At 68.9% G+C, this 19,187-nt stretch carries 8 protein-coding genes; 6 read left to right on the top strand and 2 right to left on the bottom strand.

Going from position 1 to position 19,187, the window contains the following annotated elements:
* Positions 1-2 precede the first annotated feature (2 nt).
* Genes GH657_RS11530 through GH657_RS11555 form a run of 6 tightly spaced genes read left to right on the top strand, consistent with a single transcriptional unit; the run spans position 3 to position 17,158 of the window.
* Complete coding sequence (locus GH657_RS11530; RefSeq protein ID WP_246174063.1) at positions 3-1,265, top strand: MFS transporter; 1,263 nt, start codon at positions 3-5, stop codon at positions 1,263-1,265.
* A complete protein-coding gene (locus GH657_RS11535; protein WP_153100885.1) occupies positions 1,258-11,268 on the top strand; it encodes a polyketide synthase in 10,011 nt (3,336 codons plus the stop codon). Before GH657_RS11530 ends, GH657_RS11535 begins: the two co-directional genes overlap by 8 nt.
* Positions 11,265-12,413, top strand: a complete 1,149-nt coding sequence (locus GH657_RS11540; protein WP_220094848.1) for a Gfo/Idh/MocA family oxidoreductase — start codon at positions 11,265-11,267, stop codon at positions 12,411-12,413. Before GH657_RS11535 ends, GH657_RS11540 begins: the two co-directional genes overlap by 4 nt.
* Positions 12,410-13,180 (top strand): thioesterase II family protein, encoded by a 771-nt coding sequence (locus tag GH657_RS11545; RefSeq protein ID WP_281349388.1) that lies wholly within the window; start codon positions 12,410-12,412, stop codon positions 13,178-13,180. The genes GH657_RS11540 and GH657_RS11545 overlap by 4 nt, the downstream gene beginning before the upstream one ends.
* A gap of 20 nt (positions 13,181-13,200) precedes the next feature.
* The gene (locus GH657_RS11550) at positions 13,201-16,197 is read left to right on the top strand and encodes a salicylate synthase (protein WP_153100886.1); all 2,997 of its coding nucleotides are present in this window, start codon (positions 13,201-13,203) and stop codon (positions 16,195-16,197) included.
* 28 nt (positions 16,198-16,225) lie between these two features.
* Positions 16,226-17,158: a class I SAM-dependent methyltransferase gene (locus GH657_RS11555; protein ID WP_153100887.1), complete on the top strand. Its 933-nt coding sequence runs from the start codon at positions 16,226-16,228 to the stop codon at positions 17,156-17,158.
* Here GH657_RS11555 and GH657_RS11560 read toward each other — a convergent pair.
* Both GH657_RS11560 and purN read right to left on the bottom strand, forming a co-directional pair.
* Positions 17,155-18,516, bottom strand: coding sequence for an RsmB/NOP family class I SAM-dependent RNA methyltransferase (locus GH657_RS11560; RefSeq protein ID WP_153100888.1), 1,362 nt, complete (start codon positions 18,514-18,516; stop codon positions 17,155-17,157). The two genes, GH657_RS11555 and GH657_RS11560, sit on opposite strands and share 4 nt — an antisense overlap.
* Positions 18,513-19,166, bottom strand: a complete 654-nt coding sequence (gene purN, locus GH657_RS11565; protein ID WP_153100889.1) for a phosphoribosylglycinamide formyltransferase — start codon at positions 19,164-19,166, stop codon at positions 18,513-18,515. Before purN ends, GH657_RS11560 begins: the two co-directional genes overlap by 4 nt.
* Positions 19,167-19,187: the final 21 nt, after the last annotated feature.

Raw genomic sequence — 19,187 nt, forward strand, 5'->3', positions numbered from 1 at the left:
TGATGCGTTATCTCCCTTACTGGTGCGCCTACCTGCCGCAAGGCATCGTGACCGGGCTGATGTTCCAGGGCGTGGCGGGCTACTTTCGTCACGCCGGGCTGGACCTCGCCCAGTTGAGCTGGCTGCCTTTCACGATGCTGCCGTGGGTTGCCAAGTTCCTCTGGGCGCCATGGTGCGAACGCCACACGCTGCCGCTCTGCGGCAACCGCTACCTGGGCAGCCTCGCGCTGGTGCAACTGATGATGGCCGCGCTGCTCGTGTGCATCGGCTTCGTGTCACCGCTGCACGCGGTCGGCAGCGTCATGCTGGCGCTGATCCTGCTCGCCACGCTCAGCGCCAGCCACGACGTCTATGCCGACGGTTTCGCCATCTGCTCGACCGACGCGCGCAGCCGTCCGTTCGCCAACGCGGCGCAGGTCGGCGGCAGCTACCTGGGCCTTGTGCTCGGCAGCTTCGTCTTCCTCACGCTGGCGCAGCATGCGAGCTGGCGCAGCGGCTTCTTCGGCATGGCGCTGCTCACGCTTGTGTTGTTGCTGCCGGTGCTCGCGCGCGCGCCGCTCACGCCGCCGAATCCGGCACGCCAGCGCCCCCGGCTTGAACTGGGCAGCGTGCGCGCGTTATGGCCCGCACTCACGCTCACCGCAATCTTCTACATCGCCATTCGCGGGCTGATGGTGCTTCAGACGGTGATGCTCGTCGATCAGGGGCTCAGCCTGAGCGCGCTAGGCGAGGCGACGACCCTCTACGGCACGCTCGGGAGCGGTGCCGGAATCATGCTCGGCGGCCAGCTTGCGCGGCGCCTCGGTGGCCTGCGCTGCCTGCTGCCGGTGATGCTGCTGCACGCCGCCCTCGCCGCCCTCGCCGCGCTCGGTTACCCGTACTTCGGCCTCTGGGCATGGCTCGTCGTGTTCGGACTCGTCAACGTCGCGGCGGCGATCGGCTTCGTCGTCCTCTACAACGCGCTGATGGGCCTCGTGCGGCCGCATCAGCCAGCGGCTGATTACGCGCTGTTCCAGTCCGCCGATGCCATCGTCGCCATGAGCGTGTCCGTCGTCGCGCTACGGCTCGCCCATCACACCGGCTATCGCCCGGTACTGATGACGCTGGCGCTCGTCGCGCTGGCGAGCCTGGTGCCAGCGCGCGGGTTGTGCCGCCGACTCGCCCGCTCGGCGCAAGCGGCGCAAGCGGCACAAGCGGCACAAGCGGCGCAAGCCGTAGCGCTGCGCCCCCCTGCCTCTTCCGAATCCGAGGTTATCCATGGATAACACCGCTGCGACCGCTTCCGCCAAACCGGACTTCGATGCACGCATCGCCGCCGGTCACTCGAACCCCGAAGCGGCGGATCATGATTCCGTTGACTTCGAGGCACTCGTCGCTAGCCACTACCCGCACTGCGAGCCGATCGCGGTTATCGGCCTCGCCTGCCGCTTCCCCGAGGCTGACGATAGCGAGGCCTTCTGGCGCAACCTCGTCGCAGGACGGGATTGCAGCCGGCGTTTTACACGCGACGAACTCATCGCCGCAGGCCTCGACGCGGCAACGCTCGACGCGCCGAACTTCGTCGGCGTCGGCGCGGTGCTCGACGACGCCGACGCGTTCGATGCAGACCTCTTCGGTTACTCGCGCCAGGAAGCTGAACTGATCGATCCGCAGCAACGCCTGTTCCTGGAAACGGTGTGGCACGCCCTGGAGCACGGCGGCTATGCGCCGCGCGAGGTGCCGCACAGAACCGGCGTGTTCGGCGCCGTGCGGATCAGCACGTACCCGGGCCGCGAGCCCGTGCGGATGGCCGACGTGGCCCGGGTGCAAGGCCTCCAGTCGCTGCTGGGCAATGACAAGGACTACCTCGCCACGCGCGCCGCCTACAAACTCAACCTGCGCGGCCCGGCGCTGACGGTGCAGACCGCCTGTTCCAGTTCGCTCGTCGCCGTTCACATGGCGTGCGAAAGCCTGCGCGCGGGCGAATGCGAGATGGCGGTGGCCGGAGGCGCCGCCCTCTCGTTTCCGCAGCAGAGCGGTTATCTGCACCAGCCGGGGATGATTTTTGCGCCAGACGGCTGCTGCCGCCCGTTCGACGCCGACGCGGCCGGAACCTTCGCTGGCAATGGCGTCGGCGTGGTGACGCTGCGCCGTCTCGCCGATGCCTTGCGCGATGGCGACCCGGTGCTCGCCGTGCTGCGCGGCAGCGCGATCAATAACGACGGCCACCACAAGGTCGGCTACACCGCTCCGTCGGTGCTCGGCCAAAGCGAGGCGATCCGCGAGGCGATGCTCGTCGCCGATGTCGAGAGCACCGGGATCGGCCTGATCGAAGCACACGGCACCGGCACGCCGCTTGGCGATCCGATCGAGCTGGAGGCGCTGCACAGCGTGTTCCATGCGAACGGTGGCCCGCCTTGTGCACTCGGCTCCGTGAAAAGCAACCTCGGCCACCTCGACACCGCAGCGGGCATCGCCAGCCTGATCAAGACGGTGCTCGCGGTCGAGCGCGGCGTGATTCCGCCGAGCCTGAATTTTCGCCGCCCGAACCCGGCGCTCCGGCTTGAGCGCGGTCCGTTCCACGTGCCCACCGCAGCGCAGGCATGGAGCGCGCCCGTCAGGATCGCGGGCGTCTCGTCGTTCGGCATCGGCGGCACCAACTGCCACGTGATCGTCTCGTCGCTGCCCGACGAACTGCGTGCGCTCCGCGCACAGACTGAAACGCTCGCGGAAAACCCCGCGTTGCTGCTCAGCGCGGAAAGCGCGAGCGCGCTGCGCAGGCTGGCGGGCGTCTATGCCCGCGCGTTGCCGCACGCCAGCGCGGCCGACCTTGCGTACACGGCGTTGCAGGGCCGTCAGCTCGATCTCGGGTTCCGGCTCGCCGTGCCGCTCGACGGTGAGGCCGCCGCCCTGCTCGCCGCCTATGCGAGCGGCATCGACGACGTACCGCTGCAAACCGGTAGCGGAGCGGCCGGCAAGGTGGCCTGGCTCTTCACCGGACAAGGATCGCAATGGCCCGGGATGGGGCGTGCGCTTTACGCCCACTCAGCCGCGTTCGCCGCCTGCCTGGACCGGTGCTGCGCCGCGTGCAACGCCGGGCTCGAAACGCCGCTGGCCGAAGCCCTGTTCGGCGCACAGCCCGAGCTGCTCGCCCAGATGGAGTATGCGCAGCCCGCGATCGTCGCCTTCGAGCTGGCGCTGGCCGCGCATTGGGAGGCGCAGGGCCTCAGGCCCGACATGGTGCTCGGCCATTCGCTCGGCGAATACGCCGCCGCCGTCGTGGCTGGGCATTACCGGATCGAAGACGTGATGCCGCTCGTGCGGCTGCGCGGCGAACTGATGCAAAAGAGCGCCGGACACGGCGCCATGCTGGCCGCGTTCGCGGACGAAGCGACCCTGTTGCCGCTGGCCGCGGGCCACGGCCTCGATCTCGCCGTGTGCAACGGCGAACGCCATCTCGTGTTTTCCGGCGCGCAAGCCGCGATCGACGCGTTTGCCGCCGAACTCGCGCAGCACGCGATTCGCCACAGCCGCCTGGCGGTCAGTGGCGCCGCGCATTCGGCGCTGCTTGAGCCGATTGCCGATGAATTCGGGCGCGCGGCCGCACGGCTCGTCGCCGAGCCCGCGCAGATCCCGCTGATCTCGACGCTGAGCGGCGAGCCCATCGACGCGAACGCGTTGAACGCGCCGGATTACTGGCGCCGCCACATGCGCGAGCCGGTGCGCTGGCGCCAGGCGCTGCAACGCGCGCTGACACTCGGCGCGACTGTGTGCGTCGAGCTCGGGCCCGATGCCCCGCTCACGGGCATCGGCCAGCGCGACTCACCGCATGCGGCGCGCTGGATCGCCAGTGTGCGGCGTGACCAGGCAGAGCCCGGCACGCTGCGGCAGGCCGCGTTGCAACTCTTCGCGGCGGGCCTCGACCTTCGCTGGCGCGACGGACTACGCGCGCCGGGACGCAAGATCCACGCGCCGCTCTATCCCTTCGAGAAGAAGCGCTACTGGCGCGAAGCCGAGCCCGCAAAGCCCGCCGCCCCCGCCGCCGATGGCCCGCTCGCGGCCGGGCGGCGTGTCGCGGCGAGCGCCGCAGCGACACTGGACCTGGCGCGCCTTCAAGCGCTGTACGACTGCGTCACGCAACTCCATGCGATCGATGTCGACACGCTGGTGCGGCAGTGCGTCGGCGAGCGTATCGAGCAAGGTGCGAGCGTGCTCGAGATCCTGCGTGGCGGCCGCCTGCTGCCCCGCTACCGGCAACTGCTCACGCGCCTGCTAAACGCGTGTGCCGAGGACGGTTATTACCGCCGCGACGTCACCCCCGACGTCACCCCCAACGCCGACCGCTATGCGCCCGCGCAGCCCATCCCGCACGAACGCCGCAGCGCACTGATCGACGAGCTGCGCAGCTATTGCGAGGGGTTCGATACGATCGCGGACACGGTCGAGCGCGCAGGCGCAAGCCTCTACGCGATGATGAGCGGCGCGCTCGAGCCGGTCGCGGTGATCTTCCCGGAAGGCGCCTCCGGCGACGTCGAAACGCTGTACCAGGAATTCAGCTTTGGCCGCTATTTCAACCAGATTGCCGCTGCGGTCGTGGACGGCATCGTGCGCGAGCGCGAGGCCGCGGGGCGGATGCATCAGCCGCTGCGCATCCTCGAAGTCGGCGGCGGCACCGGCGGCACGAGCGCATGGATCCTGCCAGCGCTCGCTGACGCACCGGCGTTGCGCTACGACTTCAGCGATATTTCCGCCCTCTTCATCCGCCGCGCCGAAGCAAAATTTGCCCGCTACGGCTTCATCGACTACCGGTTGTTCGATCTGCACAAGAGCGCGCACGCGCAAGGCTTCGATGCGCAATCCTACGACCTGATCATTGCGGCCAACGTGATCCACGCCACGCAGCACGTGGGGCGCACGCTCTCGAACCTGCGCTGGCTGCTGAAACCGGGCGGCCGCCTGCTGCTGCGCGAGATCACCCAGCCGATGCGGCTCTTCGATTTCACCTTCGGCCCGCTGGTCGCGCCGGTTCACGACGAAGCCGCACGTGGCGGCGAGTTGTTCCTGACGCCCGAGCGCTGGGACGAACAGTGCCGCGCGGCTGGCTTTGCCCAGCTCGACTGGCTGCCCGACGACGGCACAGCCGCCGCTCGGATCGGCGAGCACATCCTGATCGCGCGCGTGCCGTCGCACGTGGCCACCGAGGCCTTGGCACCGAATGCGCCGCACACGCCGAACACGCCGAACACGTCAAACGCGCCGAACGGCGACCCGCTGCTCGGCCAGTCGCTGAGCGGCGATGGCTGCTACCTCGCCAACTGGTCCGATTGCATCGGCGACGACGCGCGCTGGCGCGCCCGGCTCGAAGACGCGTGCGCCGAGCTGTCGCGCCGCCACGGTGACGGCCGCGCGCTACCGCTGCACGGTGCGCCGCTGGCCGCGCCCGGCTGGCTCTCACGGGTCCGGCTGCGCTGGGAACGTCCGCCGTTCGGTTCCGCCCGCGTGACGATCGAAGGTATCGAAGGCGAAGGCGAGGGCGAAGGCGAATGGCAACGGCTCGCCAGCGCCGGGGTTCACGCACCGGATGACGGCCTGCCCGCGCCGCGCGCCGCGCCCGGTACGCATTTCACATGGCGCTGGCGGCCCCTCGCCGACAGCAGCGCCACACGAACGGAGAGTGCGGAGAGTGCGGAGAGTGCGGAGAGTGCGGAGAGTGCGGAGAGCGCGGAGCTCGCAGGCGCAGGTTTCGCGCTCTCCGACGCCAGCGAAGCGGCGGCCAGCCTGCTCACGCAGGCCGGAATCGCGCTGTCCCCAAACGCAGGCCGCCTCCTGCTTCTGCTCAATCCAGACGACGACGCTCCGCTGTCATTGGCCGAGCGCGTGCTCGACGCGCTCGCCGATGACGCGCGCCGCCCGCTCGTGGTCGTGACCTGCGGGGCCTGGGCCGTGTCCGGCAGCGAATGCGTCAAGCCCGCCCAGCACGCGGTGTGGGGCCTGCTGCGCGTCGCCGCCGCTGAACAACCGGAGCGCGCGATCGCGGCGCTCGACCTTGCCGCGCCAGCCGACTGCTGCGGCCTGCTGTCCGGCCTCGCGGCGCTCGGCGCGGGCGAGCGCTGGGTCGCGGTGCGCGATGCTCAAGCCTATGTGCCCTATCTGTCCGCGCAGCCTTACGTGGCACCTGCGCTGCCCCCGCTGAGCCTGCGCGGCGACGGCTGGCATCTGGTGACCGGCGCGTTCGGCGGCCTCGGCCGCGTCAGCATGCAATGGCTCGCGCGTCAAGGCGCGCGGCGAATCGCGCTGCTTGCGCCGCGCCCATCTGCGGCTTGGCCCGAGTGCCAGCGCGCATGGCACGAACGCCATGGCTGTACGCTGCGCTGGCTGCGCTGCGACGTCGCCGATCAGGCGCAACTGCGCTCGGCACTGGAGCAGTTGAGCGCGGATGGCGGGATCGCGGGCGCGATCCACGCGGCGGGCGTGCTCGACGATGCGCCGCTCGCCGCGCTCGACACAGCCCGGCTCGCGCCGGTGCTGGCCGTCAAGGCCGATGCCGCGCGCGTGCTGCGCGACTGGCTGCACGCGCACCACGGCAGCTATCTGCTGCTGTATTCATCCGCCGCGACGCTGGGCTCGCCGGGCCAGGGCGCTCACGCGCTAGCGAGCGCCTACCTGGACGGCCTCGCGCAGGATCGGGGCACGGCAACAGCAACAACAACGGCAACAACGACGATCTCGATCGCGTGGGGCGCATGGTCCGAGACCGGACGCGCGGCAGACTCCACAACGCTCGCCAGGCTGGCCGCAGCCGGGATGGGCGCGCTCACCACGGCGGAGGGGCTCTGGCACCTGGAGCAAGCCGTGATGCGCGGTGCGCCGTATCGTCTGGCGATGCGCGTCATACCAGAGCGCCTCGACACGAGCCGCCGCGCGCTGCTGGAAACCGCACGGCAGCCCATCCCGGCACAAGCGCCACCGCGTGCCGCGGCGCCCGCAACCGCAGCCGCCGCGCCCCTGCTGGACGGCAACGCCGAAGCCAACCGTGCCGCTGTCGCGCGCTGGCTGAGCACACGCATCGCCGAACAGCTACGGCTCGACGATCCGGACCGGCTGACACCGCAGCGCGATTTGCTGCAACTCGGGCTCGATTCACTGCTCTTTCTCGAACTGAGCGCCGAGATCGAGCGCACGTTCGGCGTGCACCTCGATGCCGAGCGGGCGTACCGTGACCTGACGCTCGCGGGCCTCGCGCGGCTGATCGTCGAGCTCGCGCCGCCGACCGGCGCAAGCCCCCAGGCAGCGCCGCCCGCGCTCACTCACGATGCCGCGAACCGCTACGAACCGTTTCCGCTCACACCCATCCAGCATGCCTACTGGCTGGGCCGCACCGAGCTCATCGAGTATGGCGGGCTCGCCTGCCATGTGCTGTTCGAATGGGACAAGCGGCACGACGAACTGGACCTCGAACGCTTCGAGCGCGCGTGGAATGCGCTCGTGCGCCGGCACGACATGTTGCGGCTGGTGATCGGCCCAGACGGCCGTCAGCGCGTGCTGCCGGAGGCCGGTGAGTACCGCCTCGCACGCCACGATTTGCGCGCACTGTCTCCGGAGCAGCAGGAACGTGCCCTTGAACAAACTCGTGACGCGTTATCTCGCCGCGTCCTGCCCGCCGACCGCTGGCCATTGTTCGAACTGGTGGCAAGCGAGCTCGACGAACACCGCTACCGCCTGCACATGCACCTCGATTTGCTGCTGTTCGACGTGCAGAGCTTCAAGGTGATGATGGACGACCTCGCCCGCGCGTATCGCAGCGAAACGCTCGAGCCGCTGTCGCTCACCTTTCGTGACTATGTGCTCGCCGACGAGGCGCGGCGCGACGAACCGGCAACGCGAAACGCGTGGCGCTACTGGCATGACGTGCTGCCGTCGTTGCCAGGCGCACCGCGTCTGCCGCTCGCCGCCTCGCCGTCCGGCGCGCGGCCGCGTGTGACGACCCGTCAGGCGCGGCTTCCCCGCGCCGCATGGGACACGCTCAAACGCGTCTGGCGGGACTGGGGCGTGACGCCGTCCGCCGCGCTCCTCGCGCTGTTCGCTCAAACGCTCGCTCCCTGGAGCCGACACCCGGACTTCACGCTCAGCCTCACGTTCTTCAACCGGCGTCCCGATCATCCGCAGGTGCCCCAACTGATCGGCGATTTCACCTCCGTGCTCCTGATCGACTTCGCGCTCGGCAACGAAGCTACCTTGCGCGCAACGATCGAGGCCACCCAGGCCCGGCTGTGGCAACGCGTTGCACACAGTCGCGTCAACGGCGTCGAGGTGATCCGCGAGCTGGGCCGCGGCCACACGCGCCAGCGGCAACCGCTGATGCCGATCGTGTTCACAAGCGTGCTCGGGATGTCGCTGGACGGCCAAAGCATCGATCAGGCCATGACACGCCTCCTCGGCGATCCGGTGCATGTATTCACGCAGACGCCGCAGGTCTGGCTCGATCATCAGGTGATGGAGATCGACGGCGAGCTCGTGTTCAACTGGTACTGCATGGATGACGTGCTGGCCGAGGGCCTCGCCGATGCGATGTTCGCTCACTATCAGGCGCTTCTCGCCTGGGCCGCGGCCGATCCCGAGCGCATGTCGCAGCCCGGCGCGCCGCTTGCGCCAGCATCCAGCGGACATGGGCCGTACCCCTCCATGCCATGGCCAGCGAGCAACGGCGCGGGCCTCGGCCTCGATCTCGACTTCGACCTGCGCGAGATCGAGGCCGCGCTACGCGCCCACCCGGCCGTGCGCGCCGCGCAGGCGCAAGCCGCCCCGGACGGCCGCTCGCTTTACGTGACGCTCGTCGCCGAAGACAACGTACCGCACACGGACACGGACACGGACACGGACACGGACACGGACACGGATACGGATACGGATACGGGCACGGACGCGAACGCGGACACCTCGCCCGGCCCGGCGCTCGACCTCGATAGCGCGACGCTGCCATCACTGAGCGATGCGGAAGTTCAGGAGATCGAAGCCACCTGGTCCTGGCTGGAAGCCCGTGCGCTACGCGCACTCGCCGACACGTTGCTGCGTCACGGGCTCTTCGTCCACACGGGAGAGCGTCACACCGTCGACGCGGTGCACGCGCGCACACGCGCGCTGCCGCAGTACCGCAGGCTGATCCGCCAATGGCTCGCGCACCTGAGTGAGCTCGGCTGGCTCGAACGCGACGGCGACGGCTTCGTTAGCCAGCGAGCGCTGGCGGAGGTTCCGCTGCCACCGCTCGCCGCGCTGCCGGACACCGCCTGGAGCCGCACGCTCGGCCACTATCTGGAGGCCTGCGCCGCGCGCCACGATGCGCTGCTCGATGGCACGCAAGCGCCGCTCGCGCTCTTTTTTGGCGACGACGACAGCGTGCCCCGGAGCCTGTACGCCGAGAACCCGGTGATGCGCTGCCTGAACGCCTGTACCGCCCCGATTGCCGACGCGCTGAGCCGTGGCGCGACCGGCTATCGCGTGCTCGAGGTCGGCGCAGGCACCGCGGCGACCACGCAATACGTCCTGCCCGCGCTCGCCGGGCGTCTCGCCAGCTACTGCTTCACCGACGTCTCAACGCTGTTCCTCGACGACGCGCGAGCGCGCTTTAGCGACTGCCCGCAATTCGAATGCGCGCACTTCGACCTCAACCGGCCCGCCGCTTTCGACGCGCACCCGGCCCCCGGCTACGACCTGATCGTCGCCGCGCAGACGCTGCACGACGCCAGCCATGTGGTCCACTCGCTGCGGCGGCTCGGCCGGCTGCTCAAACCCGGTGGCCGGTTGCTGCTGATCGAGGCCACCGAGCGCGACAGCGCGATGCAAATGGCGAGCGTCGGTTTCATCGAGGGCCTGGGCGGCTACAAGGACATCCGCACCGCAGACGACAAGCCAATGCTGGACCTGCCGCTGTGGCGCGCCGCGCTCGCCGAAGCAGGTTTCGCGGAGGAACTGGTTTGGCCTCAACAGGCCCGCACGCCGTGGCGGCAACACTTGATCGTCGCGCGAGCCGAGCGCATCGCGCGGCTCGATACCCACGAGATCGAACGCTTCCTGCGCGCCCGGCTCGCGCCGCGCAATATCGCGTTGCCGCCGCTGCAACTGCATCAGCGCGAGCATCTGCCCACGGACGGCGAAGATGCCGCATCACAAGCACCACAAGCGCCGCAAGCCGCAGCGGGCACCGGTACCGGTACCGCCACAACCGCAGCCAGGCAGGGCTCAACAACGCCCGGACGGGCGCGGCGGGCCCGCGAACGCGAGCCTGCCGCATTCGAGGAGCGTGTCGCCGCAGTCTGGCGCTCACTGCTGTCGCAGCCGGTCCGGCACGACAGCGATTTCTTCGAAGCCGGTGGCGACAGTCTGATCGCCACGAGGATGATCGCTCAGCTCAACCGCGAAGGCCTGCACGGCGCGAGCCTGCAAAACCTGTTCGCCCACCCGACGCTGGCCGCGTTCTGCGCAACGCTGGATACGCCGCCGTCAGCCGACGGCGGCAACCCGGTGCTGCTGGCAAAGGGCAGCGGCACCGGACGCTTCTTCCTGTTCCATGCGTCAGATGGCGGACTCAGCGCGTATCTGCCGCTCGCGCGGCAACTGGATGCCGAGGTCTACGGTCTGCAAGCGCCCGCTGCCGCGACCGCCACGAGCCTCGATGCGCTGGCGCACGCCTATGTGGCCGCGCTGCGCGCCGTGCAGCCGGACGGCCCCTATGCGCTCGTCGGCTGGTCGTATGGGGCGTTCGTCGCCGCCGCCGCCGCGCGCCTGTTGCATGAGCAGCAGCAAACGGTTGGGCTCGCGCTCCTCGACCCGGTCTGCCGCGAAGACTTTCGCGCTGACAGCCGCGCCGGATTGCTGCGCATGCTCGCGCGGGGACGGGTCGAAGTACCGCTACCGGCGAATCTGGAGCAGCTGGGCGCCGATGAGCAAATCGAGTGCTTCATGCACGCCGCCGCCCGCTCAGGGCAGGCTGTCCCCCCCGACCTGCCGCAAGCCCGCGCCTGGCTCGCGCGTCTTGAACACCTGCTGTCGCTGCTGACGCAGGCCTCGCCGCCGGAGAGGCTGCCACTGCCTTGCCTGTGGCTCGACGCGACCCGCCGTCCGGCGCACTGGCGCCCCGCGGAACACGATTGGGCTGGCTGGGCCGGGCATGCCGAGCGTCACGCGCTCGACGCCGACCACTGGCAACTGGTGATGGACGAAACCACGGCCAAACGCGCAACGACGCTGCTCAAGCGCTGGCGGCACAACCTCGACGTCAGGGAAACGAGATGACAACGATGCCTCCAGACAAGCGCCGCGTCCTGATCGCTGGCGCAAAATTCGGCGAGATCTATCTAAACGCGTTCCTCCAGGCGCAACCGGGCCTTGAGCTGGCCGGCCTGCTGGCGCACGGCAGCGCACGCGCGCGACAGCTGGCCCATGCGTTCGGCATCCCGCTCTACACGGCACCTGAGCAGGTGCCCGACGAGATCGACATCGTCTGCGTGGTCGTGCGCTCAACCGTCGTCGGCGGTGCGGGCAGCGCGCTCGCCGAAACCTTCCTGCGGCGCGGGATGCACGTCGTGCACGAGCATCCCTTGCATCCCGACGACCTCGCTCGCCTGCAGCAGACAGCCGGGCAGCATGGGGGCGTCTACTGGGTCAACAGCTTCTATCCGCATACGCCAGCCGGACGCTGCTGGATCGAACAGGCGCAGCGCGTGCGCCGCCTGCTCGACGGCGCCACGCCGTCTTTCGCTCACCTCACCACGAGCCGTCAGTTGCTCTACTCGTCGCTCGATCTGCTGCTGCAAGCGTGCGGCGCAACCGAAGAAACCGAAGAGGCCGACATTGCCGACGTTGCCGTGACCGCGCTCGCCGACGACGATCCTGTCTGGCATGCGTTGCGGCTGAAGTTGCCGGGGTTCAATGCGGCGCTGCGCCTGCAAACCTATGTCGATCCGCTCGACATCGACATGCACAGCCTCGCCATGCATCAGCTGACGCTCGGCTGGCCGTCCGGTTATCTGTCGTTGGAGGCGAGCTATGGGCCGGTGCTTTGGGCCTCCGCGCTGTACGACCCGCGACACCGTACCGCTCAGGCGAGCCTGTACCGGCGCGCGGCGGAGGCCAAAGAGCGCGCGTGGCTCGGCGCAACGCCGGTGCTCGGCCTCCATGCGGCCCCGCCCGATTGGCAAAGCGCCTTCGAAATCGATGGCCCGGCTGGCATCAGCCACGTACTGCAGGCGTTGCGTGCGCATCTGGACGGCGCCGCCGTGCCGCCCGGCTTCGGCGCGGGCTATCAACGGGCGCTCGCCAGACTGTGGCAACGCACGCTGCGCTGTGCGGGCGCTGCCCGTGAAACCCACGTTCCGCCACCGCGCACGATCGCCGCCCGCGAGCTGCTCGACGCGCCACCGGTTCAGACACTCTCATGATGCCAGGCTCACGGCTGCTGCGGCCCGTTCTGTCCGCGCCGCAAAACGCGCCGCACCTGCTGCTCTGCCCGTTCGCTGGCGCGAGCAGCAGCGCGTTCCGTAGCTGGCGCTCGCTCGCCGGAAACCGGTTCGGCCTGTCGCTGGTGGTCTATCCTGGCCGCGAACACCGGATGCGCGAGCCCTGCGCCGAGCAGACCGGCGAGCTCGCCGCGCCGCTCGCCGCTGAAATCGCCACACTGGCCGAGGCCCAGCGCCGCACGCTGCTGCTCGCCGGACACAGCATGGGCGCACAGGTCGCGTTCGAAACCTGCCTGCTGCTTGAGCGCGCCCACTGCCCACCTGCCGGCCTCGTCCTCTCGGGCTGCCACGCCCCCCATCTCCGCTCGCGGCGGCGCCTCAGCGCCCTCGGCGACGAAGCGTTTGTCGCGTCGTTGAGCGAAATCGGCGGCATGAGCCCCGAACTGCTGGCCGAACCGTCGCTGCTCGCGCTCTTCATGCCGCTGCTGCGCGCCGACTTTCGTGCGACCGAAGGCTACCGCCGCGAACAGCACGTGGGGCATCCGCGCGTGCGCACACCCACCTTGCTGCTCCACGGCAGCGACGACCGCGAGGCCTCGCGCGACGAAGTCGAGGCATGGGATGTCTGGCTGCACGACACCGGGCCGCCGGTGACGCTGGCAGGCGACCATTTTTACCTGACCACGCAGCCGCACGCGTTCGCGGAGGTCGTGCTGCGGCATTTCGAGCCGATTCTCGCATCACGCTAACCCGTCTTTCGGAGAACTCGATGGAAACGTATCTGCAGCAAGACCACGACATCCGCACCCTGCCTGCTGTCGCTCTCGGCGAGTGCCCGTCCCGCTGGGCCGCCACGTTCGGCGAGCGAACAGCGCTCGTGGCGGGCGCCGAACGCCTGTCCTACCTCAAGCTCGCGCAATGCGTCGAGCAGCTCGCCGCAGGCTTGCACCGCAGCGGTATCCGTCGCGGCGAGCGTGCGCTCGTCCAGTTGCCGAACAGCATCGGCTTCGTCACAGTCTGCTTCGCGCTGATGCGTCTCGGCGCGATCCCGGTGCTCACGCTGCCCGCCCAGCGCGCCCGCGATATCGACGCGCTCGCCCGCCTCGCCGAGCCGGTCGCCTACTTCATCCCCGAGCGCCGCCGCGACTTCGGCGGCTTCGACTATCGGCAGCTCGCGGGCGAGCTCGCCGCCGCGCATCCCTCGTTGCGGCAGATCGTCGTCGATGGCAGCCTCGAGAGCGTCGATAAACGGAGCGCCCCGTTCGTCACGCTATCGTCCGTCGCCGCGCTGGGCGAGAACGATGACGAGGGCGAGGACGAGGGCGCGCCGGACGTCTCACCCGCGCCAGGCGAGACCGCGCTTCTTTTGCTCTCCGGCGGCACAACCGGCACGCCGAAGCTGATACCACGCACGCACGCCGACTATCAGTACAACTTCAACGCCGCGGCCAGGCGCTGTGGACTCGGCGCTGATAGCGTCTATCTCGCGGTACTGCCCGCCGCCCACAACTTCACGCTCGCCTGTCCTGGCGTGCTGGGCACGCTGGCCTGTGGCGGTACCGTCGTGCTGTCCGACAGCGCAAGCTGCGACGAAGTGATGCCGCTGATCGAGCGCGAGCGCGTCACCCATGTCGCGCTCGTGCCGCCGCTCGCGCGGATCTGGGTTCAGGCTCGCGCGTGGGAGAAGAGTGACCTGTCGAGCCTGCGCGTCGTCCAGGTCGGCGGCGCGCGGCTCGATCCCGAGCTCGCCGCGCAATTGCCGCAGCGGCTCGGCGGCCAGTTGCAGCAGGTCTTCGGGATGGCCGAGGGGCTGCTCTGCTGTACCGCGCTCGACGACCCGCCGCATGTCGTCAGCAACACGCAGGGCCGGCCACTCTCGCCAGACGATGAGCTGCGCGTGGTCGATGCCGCATTGCGCGACGTGCCCGCTGGCGCAGTCGGCGAACTGCTGACCCGTGGCCCGTACACGATTCGCGCGTACTACCGCGCGCCGCAAGCCGACGCGCGCAGCTTCACCGCCGACGGCTTCTATCGGACCGGCGATCTCGTCCGGCTGACCCCAGAGGGCAACCTGGTCGTCGAAGGCCGGATCAAGGAGCAGATCCATCGCGGCGGCGAAAAAATCCCGGCCAGCGAAATCGAAACACTGCTCGTCCAGGTGCCCGGTGTGCGGGAGGCCGTCGTCGTCGCGGTGCCGGACCCCGCGCTCGGCGAACGGATCTGCGCCTTCTTGCTGGCCGAAGGCGAGGCGCCCGAGCGCGAGACGCTCAACCAGGCGCTGACCGAACTCGGCCTCAGCGATTTCAAGCGGCCCGACCAGATCGAAACGCTCGAGCGCTGGCCACTCACCGCAGTCGGCAAGATCGACAAGACGCGGCTTGTCGCGCTGGCGCTCGAACGCACGCCATGCCAGGCCGTTCCCGCCGCAGCCCGAACGCCAGCGCGCGGCCGCTATGCCGAACTCCGCGTTCCACTGACGAGCCACCCACTCGATCTGGCCGCGCGACTCGCGCGGACCACCTCGGCCAGGCGCTACGCGGTGTACGAACGCGGAGAAGAGTGGAGCATCGGGCTCGATGCGGCGTTAAGCCTCACGCTCACGCCCGACGGCCATCTGTGCCGCAGCGACAACAAGCAGAGCCCCACCCGCGTGGCCGAGGCATTGGATGCTCTGCCATTCGACGACTGGCGCGCGTATGGCCGGGTCTCGTTCGAGTTCGCGCATCGGCTCCACGGGCTCGGCACGCCAGCCAGCGATCAAGCGCTATTGCAGTTGTTCGTGCCGCGACACGAGATTCGTCTGCGCAGCGGCGAAGCGCTGATCCGCAGTCTCGATCCGGGGGCGCTGGCCACGCTTGCGCAGCAGGTCGCGGCGCAAGACGCCGCGCCAGCGCTACCGCCAGGCCAGGCGCTGACGTCGATCGAGCAGGCCGGCGCCGAGGCGACTTACCAGGCGCAGGTTGCCGCTGCGCTACGCGAAATGCGGGCAGGCGCTTACGAGAAGGTGATCTTGTCGCGCACGCTCGACGCGCCGCTCTCGCTCGACATGACGCAGAGCTACCTGGAAGGCCGCCGCGCCAACACGCCCGCGCGTTCGTTCCTGCTACGCGATGGCGAATTCGAAGCCTACGGCTTCAGCCCTGAGACCGTCGTCGAAGTCGACGCCAACGGCTTCGTCAGCACGCAGCCCCTCGCCGGAACGCGTGCGCTGACCGGCGACGCCACCGAGGACGAGCGCCTGCGGCGCGAGTTGCTACGCGATGCAAAGGAAATCGCCGAACACGCGGTATCGGTGCAGCTCGCGCTGGCCGAGATGTCCCAGATCTGCGAACCCGGCACGATCGGTATCAGCGAATTCATGTCGGTGCATCGTCGCGGCACCGTGCAGCACCTCGCGTCACGCGTCAAAGGCCAGCTTGCCGCCGGGCGCTGCGCATGGGACGCCTTCATCGGCCTGTTTCCGGCGGTGACGGCGTCGGGCATTCCGAAGCGCGCGGCGCTTGAAAGCATCCGCCGCCACGAACGCACGCCGCGTGGTTTGTACAGCGGGGCCGTGATGATCATCGACAGCGATGGGGCGCTCGACGCCGCGCTCGTGCTGCGCTCGGTGTTCAGGGATGGCACGCGCTGCTGGCTACAGGCTGGCGCCGGGCTCGTCCCGCTGTCGGAACCGGCGCGCGAATGGACCGAGACCTGCGAAAAACTCGCGTCCGTCGCACGGCACCTGCGCGCCGCAGCCGGACAGGCGAGCCCGGACGCCCGCTGACACGCCCCCTTCCTGCGAGGATGAGCCCATGACCGACGAACGCTACGCCGCTACGCTGTCCGGGGTGCCCGAGACGATGCTATGGACGCTGTACAACCGGGCAACCCACGCGCGGCGCTCCGGTGCGCTGCTGCACGACCCGGATGCGATACGTCTCCTCGAATCGATCGATTACGACTACGCACGCAGCTTCGGGGCGGCGGACTTATCGCACGCGGTGCGCTCACGGGTCTTTGATGACGTCGTGAAACCCTGGCTCGCCGCGCATCCTGGCGGGACGGTGATCGAGCTCGGCTGCGGGCTGGAGACCCAGTTCCAGCGCTGCGACGACGGCCAGGTGCACTGGATCGGGGTCGATCTCCCGGAGGCGATTGCGTTGCGCGAGCGTTTTCTGCCCGAGCGCGAGCGCTGCCGTTACGTCCGCAAGAGCGTGCTCGACACCTCATGGCTGCGGGAGGTCGATGCCCTCATCGCCCGTTCCGCAGCGCATCACGCGCTTGAGGCCCACGAGGCTCAGGAAGCTCAAGAGGTATTCATCACGGCCCAGGGATTGCTGATGTATTTGGCAAAGGCCGAGGTCAGGATGCTGATTCGCACGATCGCCGGGCACTTCGGCGCGGCGTGCTTGCTGTTCGACGTGATTCCCCGCTGGTATTCGCGCAAGACGCTTCGCGGCCTGCGCAAGACGCCCCACTACCAGGTCCCGCCGATGCCATGGAGCCTCGACTGGAAAGAGATTGGCCGCCTGCGCGACTGGAGTGCGTCGATCGGGAGCGTCGAGGACATCCGCTGGAACGGCTTCAGCGGCTTCGGCTGGTCTCTGCTGCGCGCGGCGATGGGCGTGCCAGCCGTGCGCAACCGGCTGCCGGGCGTGGTGCGGGTCCACACCCGGCATCGGCCTGCCCCGGCGTCGGCCGACGTCGAGGAAAAAACGAAAAAAGCAAAACAGAGAACGGCCTAGATCTCGCTCTCGCTCTCGCCGGATGGCGTCGGCGTCGGCAATGCTGCCGCCTCTGCAACCGGAACCGGAACCGAAGCCGCAACACGCTCAGCGGCAGGCTGCGCACGGCGCTCCAGCACCGCTGCAAAAAAACCATCGGTCGCGTGGCGGTGTGGCCAGAGTGAGAGGTAATCGCCCGTATCCAGCTCGATACGCTGCTCGGCAAACACGTCGCGCGCCGGAACCAGGGTGAAATCGGGATGCGTCGCCAGGAACTGCTGCACCACCTTTTCGTTTTCCGCTTCAAGAATGCTGCACGTGGCGTAGACCAGGCGGCCGCCGCGCTTCACCAGCCGCGCCGCGCTCGTCAGAATGGACAACTGCTTCGGCGTCAGTTCCGCGACGGATTCCGGCGACTGACGCCATTTCAGATCGGGATTGCGGCGCAGCGTGCCCAGCCCGCTGCAGGGCGCATCCACCAGCACGCGGTCGATCTTGCCGGCGAGGCGCTTGATCTTCGCATCGTGCTCGCTGTCGATCAGCACCGGGTTCACATTCGACAAACCACTGCGCGCAAGGCGCGGCTTGAGCTTCGCCAGACGGCGCTCCGCCACATCGAACGCATACAGCCGCCCGCTCGAGCGCATCATCGCGCCCAGCGCCAGCGTTTTGCCGCCCGCGCCCGCGCAAAAATCGACCACCATCTCACCCCGCCGGGGCGCCACCATCGAGCACAGCAACTGGCTGCCTTCGTCCTGCACCTCGAGCCAGCCCTGCTGGAACGCGTCCAGTTTAGTCAGCGGCGGCTTGCCCACCACGCGCACGCCCAATGGAGCAAAGGGCGTCTCGCCCGCCTCGATCCCCGCGCGCGACAGCGCCTCCAGCACCTCGGCGCGGCTCGCCTTGACCGGATTGGCGCGTAAATCCAGCGGCGCCGGGTAATTCAGCGCGGCGGCCAGCCTGGCCAGTTCATCGGCTTCGAAGCGCGCCGCCAGCGCCTGATAGATCCAGTCAGGCAAATTCAGGCGAATGCGCAGCGGCAGGCTTTCCGGGTCGATCTTCGAGACATGGTCGAGCCAGTGGGCTTCCGCTTCCGAGACAAACGGTTTAAGCGCCGAGCGCCCCGCGGTTTGCATCAACCCCAGCAACGTCAGGCGCCGCGCCGGGCTGCCGCTGCCGCTTTCCGACAAATGGGCGAATTCCATGCGGCGGCGCAAGACCGCGAACACGGCTTCCGCGATCACGCCACGCTCGCCGTGCCCGAGCTTCGGATGCGCGCGGAAAAAACGGCTGGTGGTCGCATCAGCGGGGCCGTTGAATTTCAGCACTTCGGCCAGCAGTGTTTCAGTTTGTCCAATCAGAAAACCATGCAGTCTCATACGCCCTCCCCGGCGGTGTAGTCGGCAAAGAGCCATTGCGGCTCTGGTGGCGTCAGCACAACGGCCAGCCCGTCGGACGCGAGGCGTCCTTCAACGAACCAGCGCACTGCGCGTGGGTAAATGATGTGTTCGGCGGCCAGCACCCGCGCGCCTAGCCTCGCGGCGTCGTCGCCCGCCAGCACCGGCACCGCGGCTTGGATCACGAGCGGCCCGTGATCGAGCTGCGCCGTGACGAAGTGCACCGAGGCGCCATGCAGGCGCACCCCGGCATCGAGCGCTTGCTGATGGGTTTTCAGGCCCGTGAAACTGGGCAGCAGTGAAGGATGGATATTGAGCAGGCGGGCGGCATAGTGCTCGACAAACGCGGGCGTGAGCACCCGCATAAAGCCGGCGAGCACCACCAGATCGGGGGCGAAGCCATCGATGACCTCGGCGAGCGCGGCATCGAAAGCCTCGCGCTGGGCGAACTGGCGGTGGTCCACCACCGCCGTGGCAATGCCATGCGCCGCGGCAAACGTGAGGCCGCTGGCATCGGGACGATTGGCAATCACCGCGGCAATCCGGGCGGGCCAGCGCTCGTTCGCGCAGGCGCGAACGATGGCCTCCATGTTGCTGCCTCGCCCTGAAATCAAGATTACGAGTTTTTTCATCGGCGGATTTTATCATTCAGG

The sequence above is a fragment of the Paraburkholderia hayleyella genome (assembly GCF_009455685.1).
Lineage (GTDB): Bacteria > Pseudomonadota > Gammaproteobacteria > Burkholderiales > Burkholderiaceae > Paraburkholderia > Paraburkholderia hayleyella.

Excerpts from the sequence above, each read along its gene's own strand:
- GH657_RS11530 (WP_246174063.1), top strand. The coding sequence starts at position 3 with ATGCGTTATCTCCCTTACTGGTGCGCCTACCTGCCGCAAGGCATCGTG.
- GH657_RS11535 (WP_153100885.1), top strand. The coding sequence starts at position 1,258 with ATGGATAACACCGCTGCGACCGCTTCCGCCAAACCGGACTTCGATGCA.
- GH657_RS11540 (WP_220094848.1), top strand. The coding sequence starts at position 11,265 with ATGACAACGATGCCTCCAGACAAGCGCCGCGTCCTGATCGCTGGCGCA.
- GH657_RS11545 (WP_281349388.1), top strand. The coding sequence starts at position 12,410 with ATGATGCCAGGCTCACGGCTGCTGCGGCCCGTTCTGTCCGCGCCGCAA.
- GH657_RS11550 (WP_153100886.1), top strand. The coding sequence starts at position 13,201 with ATGGAAACGTATCTGCAGCAAGACCACGACATCCGCACCCTGCCTGCT.
- GH657_RS11555 (WP_153100887.1), top strand. The coding sequence starts at position 16,226 with ATGACCGACGAACGCTACGCCGCTACGCTGTCCGGGGTGCCCGAGACG.
- GH657_RS11560 (WP_153100888.1), bottom strand. The coding sequence starts at position 18,516 with ATGAGACTGCATGGTTTTCTGATTGGACAAACTGAAACACTGCTGGCC.
- purN (WP_153100889.1), bottom strand. The coding sequence starts at position 19,166 with ATGAAAAAACTCGTAATCTTGATTTCAGGGCGAGGCAGCAACATGGAG.